The 19,537-nt window shown below is 44.4% G+C and carries 16 protein-coding genes; 6 read left to right on the forward strand and 10 right to left on the reverse strand.

What is annotated here, in order from left to right:
• Nucleotides 1-46: 46 nt before the first annotated feature.
• The 6 genes from SM121_RS00775 to SM121_RS00800 form a co-directional block, all read right to left on the reverse strand.
• Nucleotides 47-1,567 (reverse strand): ABC transporter permease/substrate-binding protein, encoded by a 1,521-nt coding sequence (locus SM121_RS00775; RefSeq protein ID WP_320910965.1) that lies wholly within the window; start codon nucleotides 1,565-1,567, stop codon nucleotides 47-49.
• Nucleotides 1,560-2,288: an ATP-binding cassette domain-containing protein gene (locus SM121_RS00780; RefSeq protein ID WP_151379114.1), complete on the reverse strand. Its 729-nt coding sequence runs from the start codon at nucleotides 2,286-2,288 to the stop codon at nucleotides 1,560-1,562. Before SM121_RS00780 ends, SM121_RS00775 begins: the two co-directional genes overlap by 8 nt.
• A complete protein-coding gene (locus SM121_RS00785) occupies nucleotides 2,281-3,135 on the reverse strand; it encodes an SDR family oxidoreductase (protein WP_151379113.1) in 855 nt (284 codons plus the stop codon). The genes SM121_RS00780 and SM121_RS00785 overlap by 8 nt, the downstream gene beginning before the upstream one ends.
• 16 nt (nucleotides 3,136-3,151) lie before the next feature.
• The gene (locus tag SM121_RS00790; RefSeq protein WP_003013716.1) at nucleotides 3,152-3,601 is read right to left on the reverse strand and encodes a MarR family winged helix-turn-helix transcriptional regulator; all 450 of its coding nucleotides are present in this window, start codon (nucleotides 3,599-3,601) and stop codon (nucleotides 3,152-3,154) included.
• Between the two features lie 330 nt (nucleotides 3,602-3,931).
• Nucleotides 3,932-6,433 (reverse strand): leucine--tRNA ligase, encoded by a 2,502-nt coding sequence (gene leuS, locus SM121_RS00795; RefSeq protein ID WP_003004499.1) that lies wholly within the window; start codon nucleotides 6,431-6,433, stop codon nucleotides 3,932-3,934.
• Between the two features lie 123 nt (nucleotides 6,434-6,556).
• Nucleotides 6,557-8,533, reverse strand: a complete 1,977-nt coding sequence (locus SM121_RS00800) for a peptide ABC transporter substrate-binding protein (RefSeq protein WP_003004166.1) — start codon at nucleotides 8,531-8,533, stop codon at nucleotides 6,557-6,559.
• A gap of 165 nt (nucleotides 8,534-8,698) precedes the next feature.
• On the opposite strand from SM121_RS00800, the gene SM121_RS00805 reads away from it, so the two are divergent.
• On the forward strand, nucleotides 8,699-10,021 hold the full coding sequence (locus SM121_RS00805) for a DUF1958 domain-containing protein (RefSeq protein WP_050783833.1): 1,323 nt from the start codon (nucleotides 8,699-8,701) through the stop codon (nucleotides 10,019-10,021).
• Nucleotides 10,022-10,337: 316 nt separating this feature from the next.
• Here SM121_RS00805 and SM121_RS00810 read toward each other — a convergent pair whose 3' ends face one another.
• Both SM121_RS00810 and SM121_RS00815 read right to left on the reverse strand, forming a co-directional pair.
• Nucleotides 10,338-11,429, reverse strand: coding sequence for a glycerol dehydrogenase (locus tag SM121_RS00810; RefSeq protein ID WP_003004290.1), 1,092 nt, complete (start codon nucleotides 11,427-11,429; stop codon nucleotides 10,338-10,340).
• A 415-nt stretch (nucleotides 11,430-11,844) separates the two neighbouring features.
• Nucleotides 11,845-13,740 (reverse strand): M13 family metallopeptidase, encoded by a 1,896-nt coding sequence (locus SM121_RS00815; protein ID WP_320910966.1) that lies wholly within the window; start codon nucleotides 13,738-13,740, stop codon nucleotides 11,845-11,847.
• Nucleotides 13,741-13,888: 148 nt separating this feature from the next.
• On the opposite strand from SM121_RS00815, the gene SM121_RS00820 reads away from it, so the two are divergent.
• The 4 genes from SM121_RS00820 (at nucleotide 13,889) to tpx (ending at nucleotide 16,967) form a co-directional block, all read left to right on the forward strand.
• Complete coding sequence (locus SM121_RS00820) at nucleotides 13,889-14,611, forward strand: metal ABC transporter ATP-binding protein (protein WP_270299817.1); 723 nt, start codon at nucleotides 13,889-13,891, stop codon at nucleotides 14,609-14,611.
• The gene (locus SM121_RS00825; RefSeq protein ID WP_003013629.1) at nucleotides 14,608-15,450 is read left to right on the forward strand and encodes a metal ABC transporter permease; all 843 of its coding nucleotides are present in this window, start codon (nucleotides 14,608-14,610) and stop codon (nucleotides 15,448-15,450) included. Before SM121_RS00820 ends, SM121_RS00825 begins: the two co-directional genes overlap by 4 nt.
• An 11-nt stretch (nucleotides 15,451-15,461) precedes the next feature.
• On the forward strand, nucleotides 15,462-16,394 hold the full coding sequence (gene fimA / locus SM121_RS00830) for a metal ABC transporter substrate-binding lipoprotein/fibrin-binding adhesin FimA (protein WP_320910967.1): 933 nt from the start codon (nucleotides 15,462-15,464) through the stop codon (nucleotides 16,392-16,394).
• A gap of 78 nt (nucleotides 16,395-16,472) precedes the next feature.
• Nucleotides 16,473-16,967, forward strand: coding sequence for a thiol peroxidase (tpx, locus tag SM121_RS00835; RefSeq protein WP_003013564.1), 495 nt, complete (start codon nucleotides 16,473-16,475; stop codon nucleotides 16,965-16,967).
• Between the two features lie 33 nt (nucleotides 16,968-17,000).
• Here the strand turns inward: tpx and SM121_RS00840 are convergent, their stop codons facing one another.
• The gene (locus tag SM121_RS00840) at nucleotides 17,001-18,026 is read right to left on the reverse strand and encodes a DUF3114 domain-containing protein (protein ID WP_320910968.1); all 1,026 of its coding nucleotides are present in this window, start codon (nucleotides 18,024-18,026) and stop codon (nucleotides 17,001-17,003) included.
• A 124-nt stretch (nucleotides 18,027-18,150) separates the two neighbouring features.
• Between SM121_RS00840 and SM121_RS00845 the strand changes: the two genes are divergently transcribed.
• On the forward strand, nucleotides 18,151-18,804 hold the full coding sequence (locus SM121_RS00845; protein WP_320910969.1) for a metal-dependent transcriptional regulator: 654 nt from the start codon (nucleotides 18,151-18,153) through the stop codon (nucleotides 18,802-18,804).
• Nucleotides 18,805-18,826: 22 nt separating this feature from the next.
• Here the strand turns inward: SM121_RS00845 and dtd are convergent, their stop codons facing one another.
• Nucleotides 18,827-19,270: a D-aminoacyl-tRNA deacylase gene (gene dtd, locus SM121_RS00850; RefSeq protein WP_320910970.1), complete on the reverse strand. Its 444-nt coding sequence runs from the start codon at nucleotides 19,268-19,270 to the stop codon at nucleotides 18,827-18,829.
• Between the last annotated feature and the right edge of the window lie 267 nt (nucleotides 19,271-19,537).

Here is a 19,537-nt window from a genome sequence, read left to right on the forward strand (position 1 = left end):
CTTTCTATTAAAAAATTCTCAAGTGCAAAGACTTGAGAATGGTTTGTTAATTTTTTATCAACCCTTCTTTTACCAAAAAGTCACGCGCTACTTTAGCAGCAGGCTTACCTTCTACTCCGACTTGGTAGTTCATCTGACTCATTTGGTCTGCTGTGATTTCACCCGCCAACTTATTGAGAACAGCTTCTAATTCGGGATGTTTCTTAAGAAGAGCTTCTTTCATGAGGGGCGCCCCTTGATAAGGTGGAAAAAGTTGCTTGTCATCTTCAAGGACCACCAGGTCATAACGAGCAAGTTCAGCATCTGTTGAGTAGGCATCCGTTATTTGAATATCCCCAGACTGGATCGCCTGGTAGCGAAGGGCTGGCTCCATGGTGGAGACTTGTAAGTTGAGACCATAGATCTTCTGCAAGCCTTTGTTTCCGTCCTCTCGGTCGTTAAACTCAAGAGTAAAGCCTGCCCTGAGTTGTCCTTCCACCTTTTTCAAATCTGAAATAGTCTTGAGTCCATACTCTTGGGCAATCTTCTTAGGCACTGCAACAGCATAGGTATTTTGATAAGCCATAGGTTTGAGCAAGGCTAGGTCGTCTTGTCGCTTGATCCCATCTCGAGCAGCTTTGTAGACTGCTTCTGGATCATGACTGACTTGTGGTGCCGGCTTGAGGAGACTTTCGGTCACCGTACCTGTAAACTCTGGATAGATAGCGATATCCCCTTTTTTTAGAGCTTCATAGAGGAAGGTGGTCTTCCCAAAATTCGGTTTGACAGTCACTGTCATATCCGTATTTTTCTCGATCAAGATCTTATACATATTGGCGAGAATTTCAGGTTCAGGACCCAACTTCCCAGCAATGACCAGATTTTCTTTTTTCGCTTTGGGAAGAAGACTTGGCGTATAAGAAGCTCCTAATCCAATAACCATCACAGCAAAGGCTGCAAAGATGGTCCGCAATTTGGCCTTTTCCATCCATTTGAGAAGAAGGTTAAATGCGATGGCTAAGAAGGCAGAAGATAGGGCACCGATCAAAATCAGACTGGCATTATTGCGGTCAATCCCTAGGAGGATAAAGGAACCGAGTCCCCCAGCTCCAATCAAGGCAGCTAGGGTAGCTGTCCCAATAATCATCACGGCTGCCGTGCGAATCCCAGACATAATGACGGGCATGGCCAAGGGAATCTCGAACTTCTTGAGTCGCTCCCACTTGGTCATCCCAAAGGCGATTCCTGCTTCTTCAAGGCTTGGATCAATCCCCTGTAAACCGGTGATGGTATTTTGAAGGATGGGGAAAATGGCATAGATGACAAGAGCTGTTAAGGACGGAAGCGTCCCGATTCCCATAATAGGAATGAAGAGGCCCAAAAGAGCCATGGAAGGAATGGTCTGGAAGATCCCAGCTAGCTGTAAAACCCAGTTGCTTGTTCTTTTGTGGATACTCAAATAAATAGCTAGAGGAACAGCCAGAAAAATCGCAAGGAGCAAGGTCAGTAATGACAGTTGCAAATGTTGCCCCAGTGCAGCGAGCCAGTCCCCAAAGCGTTCTTGAAAGGTTGCAAGTAGTTTAGACATGGTGAGCACCTCCAAATAGATCTGCGACAAAGTCGTTGGCTGGCTGGGCAAGAATAGTCTCAGAATCCGCTACCTGTACAATCTCTCCTTCTTGCAGTACTGCAATCCGGTCGCCTAATTTCAAAGCCTCGTCTGTGTCATGGGTCACAAAAATAGTGGTCATACCTAATTCTCTGTGCAATTCTTTGGTAAGAGTTTGCAACTGCTTACGGGAGATGGCATCCAAGGCCGAAAAAGGTTCGTCCATCAATAGAATCTTTGGTTCCCCAATGATAGCTCGCACAATGCCAATCCGTTGTTGCTCTCCACCAGATAACTCGCTTGGTAACCGATGAGCATAGTCTGCCGCAGGAAGCCCCACCTTGGCCAAGAGTTCTTCTGTTTTCGAAGCGATTTGCTCCTTGCTCCAGCCCTTCATCTCAGGAATCAGAGCTATATTTTCAGCAACGGTCAAGTTTGGAAATAGGGCAATAGCCTGAAGGACAAAGCCAGTACTGAGACGTAACTCCCGTTCATCGTAGTCCTTAATGCGTTTTCCATCCATATAGATATTGCCATCTGTCGGCTCCAAGAGACGGTTGACCATCTTGATCATGGTGGTTTTTCCAGATCCCGAAGGACCCACTAGTACCATAAATTCTCCATTTTCAATGCGGAGATTGACATCTTTCAAAATGTCCTTTTCCGTGTAGCGCAAGACTACATGTTTGTATTCAATCATATTTTTCCTCAATAAGTTTTCTGTCTCTAAGAATATCCAATAAACTACTTGCTGGATGCCCTAGGACTTTTTCGACATCTGTAGAAACCCCAGCTTGTTCCCCAGCTTTAATCGCTGTATAGGTGCTGACCCAGGCATCGTACTCCCAAGTTTGTGCTGGCCATTTTTTCCGTGACTCATAGGCTTCTTCTACTGATTCATCCACATACGTGATGGCGACACCCGTCTCTTTTGAGAGAAGCGCTACGATTTCTTCCATGGAAAGATCCTCTGGCCCTGTCAGATTCAAGGTTTGATTTTCCCACTCCTTAGGATTTAAAAGAATCTCTGCTGCAACCCTAGATGTGTCCTTACGGGCAACAGCTGATACCAGGCCACTACCAGCCGGACCGCGAATTTCTCCATTTTCAAGTGCCATATCAATCAAGAAATCCAAATAAAAATTATCTCTCAAAATAGTATAGGTGAATCCTAACTCCTTGATATAGGCTTCCGTCTGGGCATGATCTCGAGACAAAGTAAACGTTGCCTTCTCATCTGCCCCATAAAAGGAGGTATAAACAATATGCTGCACCCCCGCCAGCTTTGCAGCATCTAAAAACTCCTTGTGCTCCTTGACACGCTCTGGATTTTCTCGAGCAGAGACCATCAACAAGGTATCGATACTCTTCAAGGCCTCAACCACCTCTGGAGTATTGGTATACGACATTCTACGGATTTCCGCAGACGCATAAACTTTTGCGCGCTCTGGGCTTCTTGCCAAATGGATAGAAGCAATTCCCTTCTGATCTATGAGATCAGCTACATAAGAACCTAATTTCCCTGTTACACCTGTCATACCAATCATAAGCATTTTCCCTCTACTATAATTCACTCTCTTTAGCTTTTAGATTTGTGATAATACGCTCTTGATAGGCTTCAAATTCTCGGATTTCTTGATCCGAAAAGCCTTGGTAAAAAATCTCTCCCAGTTCTTTGCTGACACGGTCACCGATTTCTTTTTGCGCCCAACCAAGGTCTGTCAAAGAAATATATTTTTTCCTTTTATCCTGCGTGCAAGGTTGAATCGTAACCAAACCTTGTTCTTCCAATTTCTTAACCATACTGGTCAATGTATTATTGGCTAGACCCGTCGCAAGAGCGATATCTGTCGCAGTAGCGCACCCCAACTCTTGCTTCCACAAAATCGTTAAAATTTTCCCCTGTTCACTTCGGTATTGGGCATCTGGTTCCTTGCTCAAGAGTTTTTGAAAAAGTCGCCCGTTCAATAAGCGTATCTGTAAAGCTTGGTATCCCCCTTGCATCTTGTCCATTTTGTCTCCTTTTTATTTCTATATCGAAATATCAAAGTAATTGTACCACTGCCTGTTACATCTGTCAACTATTTCGATATAGAAATAACATTTTCCTTGGAAGAAGAGAAACATTTAAACTCCTTGTAAAACAACACTGAGTTTTACATCTGTTCACTGTAATGCAGTCTGTTCACTGTAATGCAGAATGAAATTTGTTAAAAAGCTTCGGTAGGTTTCTTCCTACCGAAGCTTTTTTGATATCACGCATCCAACCAACAACTATTTTCAAACCGACTCTTTGCCTTTTTACAAAAATCCTCCAGAGCTGAACTCTGAAGGATTCATTTTTTATTTCACAACAATATTTACAAGCTTGTTAGGTACACTAATCACTTTCACGATGTCTTTGCCATCGATCTCTGCTTTGACTTTTTCATCAGCTAGAGCGACTTCTTGCAATTCCTCGCGTGAAAGATCTTTAGCGACCATGAGTTTAGCACGGACTTTTCCTTTGATTTGAACGACGATTTCAATTTCGTCTTCAACCAATTTGCTTTCGTCCCATGTTGGCCAAGCCACATAAGAGATAGACTCGCCTGTTGCTGCGACTGTTTGCCAGAGTTCTTCTGCCAAGTGAGGCGCAAATGGGGCAATCAATTGGATAAAGCCTTTGGCGTAGTCTACATAAAGTTTATCTTCCTTATTAGCCGCATTGACAAAGACCATGAATTGAGCAATGGCTGTGTTGAATTTCATTGACTCGATTTGCTCAGTGACAGACTTAACAGTTTCGTTGTAAACCTTGTCTAGAGCGCCATTGTTTTCCGCAACGATTTCTTTACTTGTGATCAAACGGTAAACACGGTCAAGGAATTTACGGCTTCCTTCCAGACCTTCTTCAGACCAAGCGATAGAAGCATCGAGTGGTCCCATGAACATTTCATAGACACGAAGGGTATCGGCACCGTATTGTTCCACCACATCGTCTGGGTTCACCACGTTCTTGAGGGATTTAGACATCTTAGCTGGTGCTTGCTCCAACTCTTCCCCTGTTTCTACATGGAAGAAGGAACCGTCACGTTTTTCAACCTTGTCAGTTGCCACGAGAGCACCACGGTGGTCACGGTAGCTAGTTCCCAAGATCATTCCTTGGTTAAAGAGTTTTTGGAATGGCTCTTTAGTCGGTACAACACCAAGGTCATAGAGGAATTTATGCCAGAACCGAGCGTAAAGCAAGTGGAGCACGGCGTGTTCTGCACCACCCACATAGATATCGACTGGCAACCATTGTTTGAGAAGGTCCTCATCAGCCAATTTCGCTGTGTTGTGTGGATCGATATAGCGGAGGTAGTACCAGCTTGAACCGGCCCATTGTGGCATCGTATTCGTCTCACGACGACCTTTAACACCATCTTCACGAGTCACTTCCAGCCAGTCTGTCAAGTTAGCTAGTGGGCTTTCACCAGTACCTGAAGGGCGGATGTCCTTGGTGACTGGCAAGACAAGTGGGAGTTCACTTTCTGGAACAGCTGTTGAAGTACCATCTTCCCAATGAATGATTGGGATTGGTTCACCCCAATAACGTTGACGGCTAAAGAGCCAGTCGCGGAGACGGTAGGTAACCTTTTCTTGACCAAATCCTTTTTCTTCTAACCATGCTACAATTTTAGCAATCGCTTCTTCTTTGTTGAGACCGTTCAAGAAGTCTGAGTTGACGTGAAGGCCATCTTCTGTGTAGGCAGCTTCTGCTACGTTTCCACCTTCCAAGACTTCTACGATTGGAAGATCAAACTGTTTAGCAAATTCCCAGTCACGCTCATCGTGGGCAGGTACGGCCATAACAGCACCTGTTCCGTAGCTAGCAAGGACATAGTCGGCAATCCAGATTGGAATTTCTTTGCCATTGACAGGGTTAATCGCATAAGCACCAGTCCAAACTCCTGTTTTTTCCTTGGCAAGGTCTGTACGAGCTAAGTCTGACTTGAGGCTGGCTTGGTGTTTGTAGTCCGCTACAGCCTCAGCTTGTTCAGGTGTCGTGATGGCATCTACTAGTTCATGTTCAGGCGCCAAAACAGTGAAGGTCGCACCAAAAAGGGTATCTGGACGAGTCGTAAAGACGGTGAATTCCTTATCTGTTCCCTTAACTTTAAAGGTTACATTAGCACCAGTTGATTTACCAATCCAGTTGCGTTGCATGTCCTTGATAGACTCTGGCCAATCCAGCTCATCCAAGTCAGTCAGCAAGCGCTCCGCATAGGCCGTGATTTTAAGCATCCATTGGCGCATTGGTTTACGAACAACTGGATAGCCCCCACGCTCAGATGTTCCATCTGGAAGAACTTCTTCGTTGGCGATAGCTGTTCCTAGTTCCTCAACCCAGTTTACTGGCACTTCTGCTTCATAAGCCAAGCCTTTTTCGTAAAGCTTAGTGAAGATCCATTGCGTCCACTTGTAGTAGTTCGGATCTGTCGTATTGACTTCACGGTCCCAGTCGTAAGAGAAGCCAAGCGCATTGATTTGGCGTTTGAAGTTGGCGATGTTTTCTGCTGTAAATTCCGCTGGGTCATTCCCTGTATCCATAGCGTATTGCTCAGCAGGCAAACCAAAAGCATCCCATCCCATTGGGTGAAGGACATTGTAACCTTGCGCACGTTTGAAACGGCTAAGGATATCAGTCGCTGTGTAGCCTTCTGGGTGTCCTACGTGAAGACCCGCTCCAGATGGGTAAGGGAACATGTCCAATGCATAAAACTTAGGTTTTGAAGCATCTGTTCCTGTCTTAAAGGTGTGATGGTCAGCCCAGTATTTTTGCCACTTAGGCTCGATTTCTTTATGATTGTAAAAACTCATAGCGTCTCTCCAATTTTCGTGATGCTCCTATTATACCATTTTTAGGCGATTTTTAAAGGTTCAGACAAAGAAAAAGACAGGTCCCATACGGGACCTGTCTCTCCTGTTTTCTTCAAGAAAAGTCTATTTCACATGCTTTTCAAGTTCTTCTTGCGCTTTTTTATTGGATTTTTCTTTTTCTTTCTTCCATTGATCACGCGCTTTGTCGTAGTCTTTAGCCGATACGACCTTGTCTTGAACTTCTAAATATTTATAGTTGAAGGATTGACCCTTGTGGCCTGTCCAAGCAAAGGCTGCAGAGTATGGTACAGTCTTACGAACGACTGGAGAAGCTCCATCTGAATGGATCGGAATCAAGAGGGCACTATCGGTCAACCAAGCTTGAGCGGCAGCATATTTTTCGTAACGCTTGTTCACATCTTTGGTTTCATTGTGCGCATCTTCGATCAATTGATCATATTCATCAAAACCAGCTGCTTTTGCGGCTGCATTATCCGTACCAGCATCGAATCCAAAGTAAGAATTGGCGTTTTCGCCGGATTTACCACTAGTGATGTCGATGTAAGAAGATGGGTCCGTATAGTCTGGTCCCCAACCCAAGTTATTGTTCAAATCCCAGTCTTGTTGCGAAGCACTTTCAGCAAAGTAGGTAACCCGTTGCAGATCATCTTCAGAAATCATATTCAAATCGATGACAATATTTTCTGCTCCTAGTGTAGATTCAACTGACTGTTTAAAGGATTGAGCTTGTTTGATCCCATCTGTATAAGTTGAAGAAGTTGGAAGGTCCAAATGAATTGGGAATTCAACTCCTTGAGCTTGCAAATCTGCCTTGGCTTTGGCAAACTCTTCTTTGGCCTTGGTTGGATTGTAGAGGGTGTCTTTTCCATCTGCGACAGAGACCCCTTTCCATTCATCCCCATAAGCTTCCAAGTCTTTTTCTACTGCATCACCAAATTGTTTGCCATCGATTTGGACAAAGTTTGGTGGCGTAAAGGTATTACGGATGACCTTATTGGCACCCGCTTCCCCGTTAGTTTGCGCTACATAAGCCTTGCGGTTAAAGGCAAACATAATGGCTTGACGGAAGTCCTTATTTAAGATTGCTTTCTTAGTTGAAGTCTTTTGAGCATCAGTAGTCTTCTTTGTGATTTCATAGGCCTGACGGTCAATGTTGAAGGAAAGGTTGTAGGTTGAGGAACCTTGGTCAGTATAGACAATGTCGTCCTTATGCTTCTTCTCTACACTCTTATAGTTGGAACCATTTGGGAAGACACGAGCAACTGTATAGTCGCCGTTATCAAATCCACGGATCAGAGACTCGGAGTCTTGCCCATCATAATAGGTCAGCTTCACTTTACTGATCTTAACATTATCCGCATCCCAGTATGTTGGGTTCTTTTCCAATATCGCAGAAGATTTAGAAGTGATGGATTTGATCAAATAAGGACCGCAGTAGAGGATACTAGACGGAGAGGTCCCTTGACCATAGTTATCTCCCTTAGATTTCAGGAATTCTCCATTAACCGGCATCAAGATCCCCATCGTAGTCTTAGAATTCCAGAAACTTTCTGGTTGGCTCAGGGTATATTGAACGGTGTAATCGTCAATAGCTTTTACACCAACTGTTGAAAAATCAGTTGTCTTCCCTGAAACATAATCATCCAAGCCTTTGACAGATTTTTGGACCAAGTAAATTGCTTGTGATTTCTTGTCTGCTGCGTGCTTGAGACCTGTGACAAAGTCTTGGGCCTTGACTTCTCCATATTCTTCCCCTTCAGAAGTCATCCATTTGACCCCTTTACGGAGTTTATAAGTATAGGTCAAGCCATCCTTGGAAACAGTCCAGTCTTTAGCAAGCGATGGGATTAAGTTCCCGTACTTGTCCACTTCCAACAAGCCATCTATCGCATTTCCTGTAAACTCGGAAGTCGATTTTTTATTAGAAATCGAATAGTCGAGGGTATCTGGATCCTGGGTATAGACATAGCTAAAAGTCTGTTCGCCAGAACTTCCAGATTTCCCTCCTGAGCAGGCTGCCAGTACACCAGCTGATAAAAGCAGAGCGCTGGTAGCTAAGAGTACCTTCCCTTTGTTCATATAAATCACCTCATTGTAAAAAATGTTATACTCAATTTAAATTATAGCACTTTCTAGGGAAATGTAAACGCTTTTACTGTGAAATTATTCTATTTTTTCTTTATTTTTTCAATTTCTTCTTTTTCTAGAATTTTTTCAAGTTGAATCCCTGGCCTGTATGATATAATGGAATCTATGAATTATGGGAGACATTTACACAAACGACTTAAACGCAACCTCTTGTCCCTCCTTGTAGGAGTCTTGGCATTTGGCCCTATTTCCACTGCCTTTGCGGACGACATCTACCAGCAAGAAGATGTCATGAAAATCGCAGCCGACGCTGGACTGGTATTGGACGATTTTTACAAACCTAAGGCTGACATCGTCATCGACGCCAATACTGGAGCCATTTTGTACGGAGACAATATCGACACGGTCCGTGACTCAGGAAGCATGGCTAAGCTCATGAGTGCCTACGTGGTCTTTCGAGCCCTTAAAGAAGGCAAGATCAAGTACGATACCGTGATCACAGCAACAGAGGCGGACCAAGCCATCTCGGAAAACAATCTGTTAAGTAACTCACCTATTGTAGCTGGTGTTGACTACAAGGTATCTGAATTGATCAAGATGCTCTTTGTTCCATCTTCCAGTGCGGCCGTGATTATGCTCGCCAACGCCGTCACTGACAATGATCCCGATAAGTTTTTGGACTTAATGAATCAGTACGCACAAGAAATGGGGATGAGCCATACCAAATGGCATAATCCAAATGGGGCGATGATTTCGGTCCTTCAGGGCTACTACAATCCTCAGCGCTACGATGTCAATGCCAATAACGAAATTACAGCGCGGGACATGTCTATTCTGGCTTATCACATCGTAAACGACCTGCCAGAAATGCTGGAATACACCAAGCAAGCTCACACTACCATCATGGAAGGAACCCCCTACGAGCAAAGCTACGATAACTACAATACTTCCCTCGAAGGTGGAAAGTTCGCCCTTAAAGGAACAGATGGACTCAAGACCGGATCCAGCCCAACTGCTGACTACAACTACACCGCGACAACCAAGCGGGGGAAACAACGGATTATCGAAGTGATTTTGGGGGTTGGGAACTACGATGTCGAGATCGCCGAAAGCTACCGCAATCAAATCGGGAATACCTTGGCTGAGAAAATGTTCGCAGACTACCAGTATAAAAAAATCCTTTCTGCAGGCGATCATACCATCGATGGTAAGACCATTCACTTGAAGCAAGACTTCTATGCGACCGTTAAGAAGGGAACGAAGCCAGCCCTTAAACTAGAAGACAACCGCCTAGTCGTCCAGAACGGCTTGCAACAGGTATCTCCAAGCATTAAACCGGGAGTGGCTGTCAGTGAGTCTAAAACAACGACCTCTAGCAGTAAAAGCAAGGGACTCGATGTCATGTGGCTCTTCTGCTTCCTGCCTGCCGGAATTTTATACCTGATCTTTAAACAAACCGATCCAAAAAGAAGAAAATAGAAAAAGAACTCCCATTACCATAAGGTATGGGAGTTCTTGGTTTGTCGACAAAGTCATCTTAGAAACTTTCCTTAGGTGAGTACGGACGTCAGCGAACTTCGAAGAAGTTCCATGACTTAGTTTTGGACCTAAAGTTCCAAAACTCCCGAGTGCTAGAAACAATCGTGTTTCTAGCACTTTTCTCACGGCGGAAAGTTCCTAAGCATTTTTTAATGAGCCTTAAAAAGTATCTAATTTTAATTTTTTAGGCATCCATTAGTTTGTTTGATGTAAAAAATCAGTTTGTCTACATTATCTGTGAATGACAGATATTGATTTAGTCTAAACCTTGAACGTAGGCATCTACTGCTACGATGGCTTGGGCAATATCAGAAGCCTTCACTTCAAATGGCATTTGATGGATGGTTTCTCCTTCGATGGTGGCCTGTTGGCCAACCTTGAGAAGATCTTCATAACTTGCAGTTTCAAGATGCATTTCTTTCAGAGTGGTTGGCATACCGATTTGTTGATAGAAACGAATGTATTTATTCAATTCTTCCTTCGGACGGTTTTCCAAGAACAATTGAACTAGCGTTCCGTAGGCTACTTTTTCACCATGTGTCAAATGATGGATGTCCCCAGTAAGGGCTGTAAAGCCATTATGGATGGCATGGGCAGCTGCTAATCCCCCACTTTCAAATCCAATACCACTGAGAAGGGTATTAGCTTCAATAATGTTTTCAAGAGCAGGGGTTACGACTTTGGCTTCACAAGCAGCCATGGCTTGGAGACCATCAGCAAATAAGGTTTTTTCACAACGTTGTGCAATGGCGACACCCGCTAAGGTTTGTCGTTGACCCAACATGGTTTTTCCATTCGCTTGCATCACTGCACGCGCTTCTACCCAAGTTGCTAGGCCATCTGCGATACCAGAAGCGAGCAAGCGTTTTGGTGCTTGAGAGATCACTTTGCTATCCACCAAGACCAATTCTGGGTTCTTAGAATAGAAGATATAGCGCTCAAAGGCACCCTCATCCGTATAGATAACCGACAAGGCTGAAACGGGAGCATCTGTAGAGGCGATGGTCGGAGCAATCACAACTGGTGATTTTAGAAGATCAGCAATAGCTTTTGCACTATCGATGGTCTTTCCTCCACCAAGTCCAATGACCAAATTACAGCCATTTTCTTCTGCCAGACTAACCACACGATTGATTTCGTTGTCAGAAGCTTCTCCATTAAAGAAGACTGGTAAAACCGTGAGCCCATTTTGACCAAGGTATTCTTCAAAACGCTTCCCTACGATATCATAGACCACTGAATCACATAGCAAAACAGGGTGAGTCCCTAATTCTGAAATAGATTGCGCATTTTCAAATAAGGCATTTTCACCTTGAATGTAACGTGACGGACTTGCAAAATTTCTCATAGTCTGCTCCTTTAAAATTTATTTAGTTCACACTCATAGTAGCATTTATTTCTATGAAATTCAAAGAATTATACAAGGCTCCAATCAATTAAATTTATCTGTTCACGCAGTCATTGGAAGCGTTTCATTTTTATTTGATGAATCTTATGATTTTCTAATTCGCTCAAAAATCCCCAAAGCTAGTTTCAGTAGGTTGAAACTTGACTTTGGGGATTTTTATTTTTTTCACGAGCGATCAAGAAAATCAATCGCCTAACTGAAGTTGAGACTACTTCCTTTGATCAACAAAACTAGTATCGCGAAATTGAACTCGCACTAAAAGCGTCGAGAAAAAGAGAGATTGACTGGTGGGCCTGGCCCACATGGTCAATCTCCTATTTTCTTCTCGCTTTTTTTACGGGCTTAGTATCTTAGACTACCAAATGATCACACGGTCTTCTGGTGCGCGCCACATGCCGTCGCCTTCTTTGACATCGAAAGTTTCAAAGAATTCGTCAAAATTTGGTAATTGAACATTGGTACGGAGTTTTCCTGGTGCGTGGACATCGACACTTGCGAGGAGTTGCATGTACTCTGTCCGAGCTTTCATGCGCCAGATGCGAGCAAAGTTGGTGAAGAATTCTTCTGCTGAGAAATCTTTCTCTTTCTTCGCGGCTTCAAGGGCTGCAGCGATCCCTCCGAGGTCTGCTACGTTTTCAGAAACGGTCAATTTCCCGTTGATCTTAGCACCGTAGGAGTCTTGGCCTTCGAACTGATCGATAACTTTTTGTGTGCGAGCGGTAAAGGCTTCGTAATCTTCTGGTTTCCACCAGTCTTTCAAGCTACCATGCTCGTCAAAGGATGCTCCATTGGTGTCAAAGGCGTGGGAGATTTCATGGGCAATGACTGCACCGATTCCGCCGTAGTTGGCTGATGATGATTGGTGAAGGTCATAGAAAGGTGCTTGTAAAATCGCTGCTGGGAAGACGATTTGGTTCTGTTGCGGATCATAGTAAGCATTGACCAGGTGGGCTGGCATGTGCCATTCGCTTCGATCAACTGGTTGGTTCCACTTGCTCCAAGTATGGGCAATGGAAATTTCATAGAGAGCTTGAGCATTTTCCACCAAGGTCTTGCTTTCGTCGATGATTTTTTTGGCGTATGTTTCTGGTAATTTTTCAGGATAGCCAATATGCGGTGTAATGACATTGAGTTTGACAATGGCTTTTTCACGAGTCTCAGGAGCGAGCCAGTCTGCTTTTTCTAAGCGCTCCTTGTAGACGTCAATCATGGTCGCGACTTTATGCTCTACGTCTGCTTTTGCTTCTGGTGAGAATTTTTCGCCCGCATACCAGAGTCCAAGTGCTTGGCTATAAGGTCCTTCTGCCAAGGCCAGAGCTGCTTTTTCTTTTGGACGAGGTTCTGGAATCCCCGTGATGATCCGTCCATATTCACCAGACAAGACACGGATTTCTTCCGTCAAGAAAGACGTCCAATCTAAAGCTGCACCGAGTTTCAATTTGGCATGAATGGTTTCCCAGTTGGCTGCCGAGTAGTATTTTGGTGCGAATTCCTTCCAGAAACGCTCTTCTGGCACGATGATTTTATCTGGTGTTTGTCCGATCACTTCAGTAAAGAAGGCATCGAGTGGCAATTCTGGGACCAAGGCCTTGAAATCTGCCCACTCATAAGGATGATAGAGTTTGTTGTACTCGGATCTTTCTTCATTTGACAAGACATATTTGGCCAATTCTGCATCCGCCGCAATGACCTTATCCAGGATATCCTTGATTTCTTCCTCTGAGAATTCAAATTTAGGTAAGAGTTTTTCCATCATTTGGCGCCAGATAGCCAGTAATTCTGGGCCTTTTTCGTTGCCTTCTTCATAATAGGTTGTATCTGGCAAGATGAGAGCAAGGGACTCTCCCCACAAGACATTCATTTGGGCATTCATAAAGTCTGGTGACACGCTAAATGGCATGAGATTTGGTTTGCCAGCTAGTTCATAGGTGCCCAACTTGCTGGTATAGTCTTCAAAAGAAGACAAGGCCTTGATTTCATTGATCAAGGGTATGACTGGTGCCACACCAGCTGCTTCTCGCGCATCAAAATCTGCCACCATTTTGTGGTATTTGACAAAGTTTTGCAGAATGCTGTCTTCAGGCAACTCTTCTCCCCGTTGCCATTTTCCAGTGATATCCAACATCAAGTTTTCGATATCTTGGATCAAGTCCATAAAACCACCAGTTGACGGTTTGTCATCAGGAATCACAGCTGTCTCAGCCCATTCCCCATTGACATAATCATAAAAATCATCTTGTAAACGTACCATGATCTTCTCGCTTTCGTTCTTTTCTAATAACCTTATCAAAAATAGGAACTTTTTTCAATGATTACAAGTAAGTTAATCTAAATTATTTTAAAAATTAACTTGACTTAATTTTTTCATTTATGTATATTAATAGTAAAGGAGCAAACTCATGATTCAAATTGAACATCTAAGTGTTGCCTACCAGCAAACACTGGCCCTAGAGGATCTTTCCCTCACCATCCAGGGTCCAACCATCCTAGGCATTCTTGGACCCAACGGAGCAGGAAAGTCAACCCTGATCAAGGCCATGCTAGGACTTCTCCCTCATTCGGGAAAGGTCCTGCTCGATCAAAAAGATCTCGGCCAAGCTCTTCAACGAGTGGCCTACGTCGAACAGAAATCCGCTATTGATTTCCACTTCCCCATCACGGTGCGGGAGTGTGTCTCACTGGGTCTCTATCCCCATCTTTCGATCTTCAAGCGAAAAAGCAAAGAAGATCTCCAAAAGGTGGAAAATGCAATGAAGCTTGTCAATCTTCTTGATCTAGCAGATCGCCAGATTGGTCAGCTTTCAGGAGGGCAATTCCAACGGGTCCTAATCGCCCGCTGCTTGGTCCAAGAAGCAGAGGTCATCTTTTTGGATGAGCCCTTTGCAGGGATTGACTCCGTTAGCGAAGACATCATCATGCAAACACTAAAAACCTTGAAAAAAGAAGGCAAGACCATCCTGATCGTCCATCACGACCTCAGCAAGGTCCCTGCTTACTTCGACCAGGTCCTCCTTCTCCATCGTAAGCTGATTGCTTTTGGAAAAACAGAGGAAACCTTTACCAAGGAGAATCTGCATGCAGCCTACGGTCATGAACTCTTTATAGGAGGTGAAATCAGATGATTGCAGAATTTATCGATGGATTACAACAATTTCATTTCCTACAAAACGCTCTCATTACAGCTATTGCCATCGGGATCGTCGCTGGTGCAGTCGGATGTTTCATCATTTTGCGAGGCATGTCTCTCATGGGAGATGCTATCTCACACGCGGTCCTTCCAGGTGTGGCTCTGTCCTTTATCCTTGGCATCAACTTCTTTATTGGCGCCATTGCCTTCGGGCTTTTAGCTTCCATCCTGATCACCTATATCAAGAGCAACTCCATCATCAAGAGCGACACTGCAATTGGGATTACCTTTTCTTCTTTTCTCGCCCTAGGAGTCATTCTGATCGGAGTCGCTAAAAGTTCCACCGACCTTTTCCACATCCTCTTTGGGAATATCTTGGCCGTGCAAGACCAGGATATGTGGATGACCATCGGTATTGGGGTGGCGGTCTTGCTGGTGATTTGCCTGCTCTTTCGACCTTTACTGCTCACATCTTTTGATCCTGTTCTGGCTCAATCCATGGGCGTCCGGGTCAAGGTCTATCACTACCTTCTCATGGTGCTCTTGACCTTGGTTTCTGTCACTGCTATGCAGAGTGTCGGGACCATTCTCATCGTCGCCATGCTCATCACACCCGCTGCGACGGCCTATCTCTATGCCAACAGCCTCTGGTCCATGATGCTCCTTTCATCCGGATTAGGTGCTCTTGCATCCATCCTAGGACTCTTTATTGGCTATAGCTTGAATATCGCCGTCGGGTCTTGTATTGTCCTCACTTCTGCTGTCTTCTTTCTCATCAGCTTCTTTATCGCTCCTAAGCAGAGAAAGAACAAGCACGCTCTTTCGCCTCATTAAAGGAGAAACACATGAAAAAAATCGCTTCTGTCCTCGCCCTCTTTGTGGCGCTCTTATTTGGTCTGTTGGCCTGTAGCAAAGGCTCTTCTTCCAAGTCCTCATCCGATAAATTGAAGGTGGTTACCACCAACTCCATTCTCGCAGATATGACCAAAAATATCGCGGGGGATAAAATCGAGCTACACAGTATTGTCCCTGTCGGTCAAGATCCCCACGAGTACGAACCACTCCCAGAAGATGTCAAAAAAACTTCACAAGCCGACCTGATCTTCTACAATGGGATCAACCTCGAAACGGGTGGCAATGCTTGGTTTACTAAATTGGTCAAAAATGCCAATAAAGTAGAAAACAAGGACTATTTCGCAGCTAGCGACGGAGTCGACGTCATCTACCTAGAAGGCCAAAACCAGGCTGGAAAAGAAGACCCTCACGCTTGGCTCAATCTCGAAAATGGAATCCTCTACGCTAAAAACATTGCCAAACAATTAATCGCAAAAGATCCAAAAAATAAGGACTTCTACGAAAAAAATCTAGCAGCCTACACTGAAAAGCTCAGCAAGCTGGATCAAGAAGCTAAGCAAGCATTCAATAACATCCCGGCAGACAAGAAAATGATTGTAACCAGCGAAGGTTGCTTCAAGTACTTCTCCAAAGCCTATGGCGTCCCATCTGCCTATATCTGGGAAATCAATACGGAAGAAGAAGGCACACCTGACCAAATCAAAACACTGGTAGAGAAATTGCGTCAAACCAAGGTGCCGGCCCTCTTTGTTGAATCCAGTGTCGATGAACGTCCTATGAAAACTGTCTCTAAAGATACCAATATCCCGATCTATGCAAAGATCTTCACTGATTCCATTGCCAAAGAAGGAGAAAAGGGCGATAGCTACTACAGCATGATGAAGTGGAACTTAGACAAGATCGCAGAAGGATTGAGTCAGTAACCCTTCAGATTTCTAAACAAATCAGTGGCCCCTCCTCCGGTATTGAGGTACAATAAAAACAAAAAAAGGAGTCTTTTTATGGCAACATTTTTAGGAAACCCTGTTACCTTTACCGGATCTCAACTGCAAGTAGGGGAAATGGCTCATGATTTTTCATTGATCACTCCAGCTCTGGAGAAGAAATCTTTAGCTGATTTTGCTGGCAAGAAAAAAGTCCTCAGCATCATCCCATCCATCGACACAGGGATCTGTTCTATGCAAACACGTCACTTCAACAAGACCTTGTCGGACTTGGAAGACACTGTCGTCTTGACGGTCTCTGTCGACCTTCCTTTTGCTCAAGGTAAGTGGTGCGCTGCTGAAGGACTCGACAATGCCATCATGCTCTCAGACTACTACGACCATTCCTTCGGGAAAGCTTACGGCCTCTTGATCAATGAATGGCACTTGCTGGCGCGTGCTGTCTTGGTCTTAGATGCGGATAACAAGGTCACTTACGTCGAATACCTGGACAACATCAACAGCGAACCCAATTATGACGCTGCAATTGAAGCTGTCAAAGCACTTGATTAAAGTAAAAAGAGGTCTACTGCCTCTTTTTCATTGCTATAAAATCCGATGGAGCCCATTCTGGAGGAGAACCCGCCAGCGTAAGCGAGGGATGCCTCTGAGGAAACTTCGCACGCGTCTTGCTACTTGTTGCTTATAGCTCTTACCCCCCTGTGCAAAGACTCCTTTTCGACTCCAATAACCTTGCTCTCCGCGATCATTCTTCGGAGCTAGATAGCGAACACCTTGCTGATAGAGGACCTGCTTGCGAAAGGCTGGGTCCCACGCTTTGACGGGGTCAATATCCAAGTCCTTATGGGTCCGGCCCCTAGCCAACCCGTAGTTAAAACTTGCACCATTGACAATGCCATTTTCAGAAACTTCTACTGGATCGACTTCATTGAGGAAATGCCCAGCTTGATCGAGAATATACTCCGTATGAAAATTTAACAAGACCTTGAAATTGACTTGTTGGGAGGCCCCTGATGGATAATGAAGGTGACCATCTGGTCTTAGGGAGACCTTGTTGTGAAGGCGGGCAGCCGCATAAGCATCCACCGTGACAGCTATAGTCTCCTGTAGGTAAGCTTGTAAGGCCTCTTCGTCAGTCTGTCCAGCTCTCGCATTATGTATCCGAATCCATTGCGCCTGGTAACTTGAAAGTAGGTAGCGCAACTGGTGAACCTGGCGTTTCAAAAGCTGATCTCCCGACTGATCTGCTAAAGGATCCTTTTCAAAGGCGACCTGCACGACGCGTGAAAAAGCCTTCCAAAAGTCGGATCCTGGCGGACAATCTGGAGCCATCCTACTCAGAAGAAAGGCTGTTTCTTCACAAGTTCCAGACAAGTCACTCGGCATCAGGAGAATTTTCATGACGCCCCTCAGCAAGTCTTGGGCAGCAGTTTCCGTTAGATCCTTGATCTCTTGAAACCACATGTTTTGAAACAGAGGACTGGCAAAGAAAAAGACAGACTGGTATTGTTCTTGGTAGGCTTGTGGATCTTTGTATCCCTGCAAGTGCTTCTCTAGATAGGCTAAACTATTTTCTCTCCAGCCTAATCTCGCTAATTCCCGTCTGTTCATAGTGCCGTCCTTTCTATGTTTCTATACTACCATCTTTTGGAGCTTGAGACAATTCTCATTACTCCACTAGCGTTTTTGAGGATTTTTTTGATATACTAGAAGTGAGCGAAGAAAAGAGGAAAGCATGACACCAAACAAAGAAGATTACCTCAAGTGCATTTATGAAATTGGCACAGAAGTAGAAAAAATCAGTAATAAGGAAATCGCCAGTCGCATGCAGGTCTCTCCGCCCGCTGTGACCGAGATGATTAAGCGCATGATCTCTGAGGGCCTCTTGGTGAAAGATAAGACTCATGGCTATCTACTAACAGATCTGGGCTCGCAATTGGTCTCTGATCTCTACCGCAAGCACCGCTTGATCGAAGTATTTCTGCTGGAAAATCTTGGCTACATAACTGAAGAAGTCCATGAAGAGGCAGAAGTTCTCGAGCATACTGTTTCTGAACATTTCATCGACCGGCTGGATCACATGCTTGGAAATCCTAAGACCTGCCCTCACGGTGGGACAATTCCACCCAAAGGACAACTTCTCATAGAGGCTTACCAGGATCGTTTGAGCGATGTCAGCGAACCGGGAACCTATCGTTTGCGAAGAGTCCAAGATAACTTTGAATTGCTTAATTTTTTAGACCAAATCCAGCTGACCATTGGAGATGACATTCTCTTCAAAGCCTATGACGATTACACTGGCCTCTATCATTTAGCTATCCACGGGCAAGAGATTTCTATCAATCAAGTGATCGCCCAACAACTTTACATAGAAAAACATGCCCTTTAATCAAGGGCATGTTTTTTACTTTCTATGGATTTTTCGTATCGAGGATAATGGTCACCGGGCCATCATTGATGAGTTCGATTGCCATATCGGCTCCAAAGATCCCTCGTTTGACAGGGACTTCTTTTTCTAATTGATCATTAAAGGCATCATATAACTGACTGGCCATATCTGGCTTGGCAGCCCCTATAAAAGCAGGACGGTTGCCTTTTTTTGTCTCCGCAAAGAGGGTAAATTGAGAGATCGACAAGATTTCCCCTTGGATATCTTTGACCGAAAGATTCATCTTATCTTCCTCATCTGAGAAAATACGCATCTGCGATACCTTGCGGACCGCATAATCTAAATCTTTCTGATCGTCATCTGGACCGACACCTACTAGGAGCAGCAAACCTTGCTGGATCGCATTGTAGACTTGACCATCAATGGAAACCGAGGCACTCTTGACACGTTGAATCACTAATTTCATTTTATTATCCTATTTTATAAATCTATTGAGCATTCACTGCTAACCTTCAAAGAACATCAATCTCAGACGACAAGCTAACCAAGCAATAAAAGAGTTCTGAACATATCCTAGCTTCTTCAAAGAAAATCGACATCAGACAAGGCGGTGAGACGCAGGCATACTATCTGAAAAGTAAAGGCTGTTCAGTTGCTTTTAGTGCGAGGCAGCGAGACAAAGACAGTACTTAAGTACGGCGAGGCGAGCTAACGAAGCAATAAAAGATAACTG

The sequence above is a fragment of the Streptococcus sp. S1 genome (assembly GCF_034137685.1).
In the GTDB taxonomy this organism is placed as follows: Bacteria; Bacillota; Bacilli; order Lactobacillales; family Streptococcaceae; genus Streptococcus; species Streptococcus dentalis.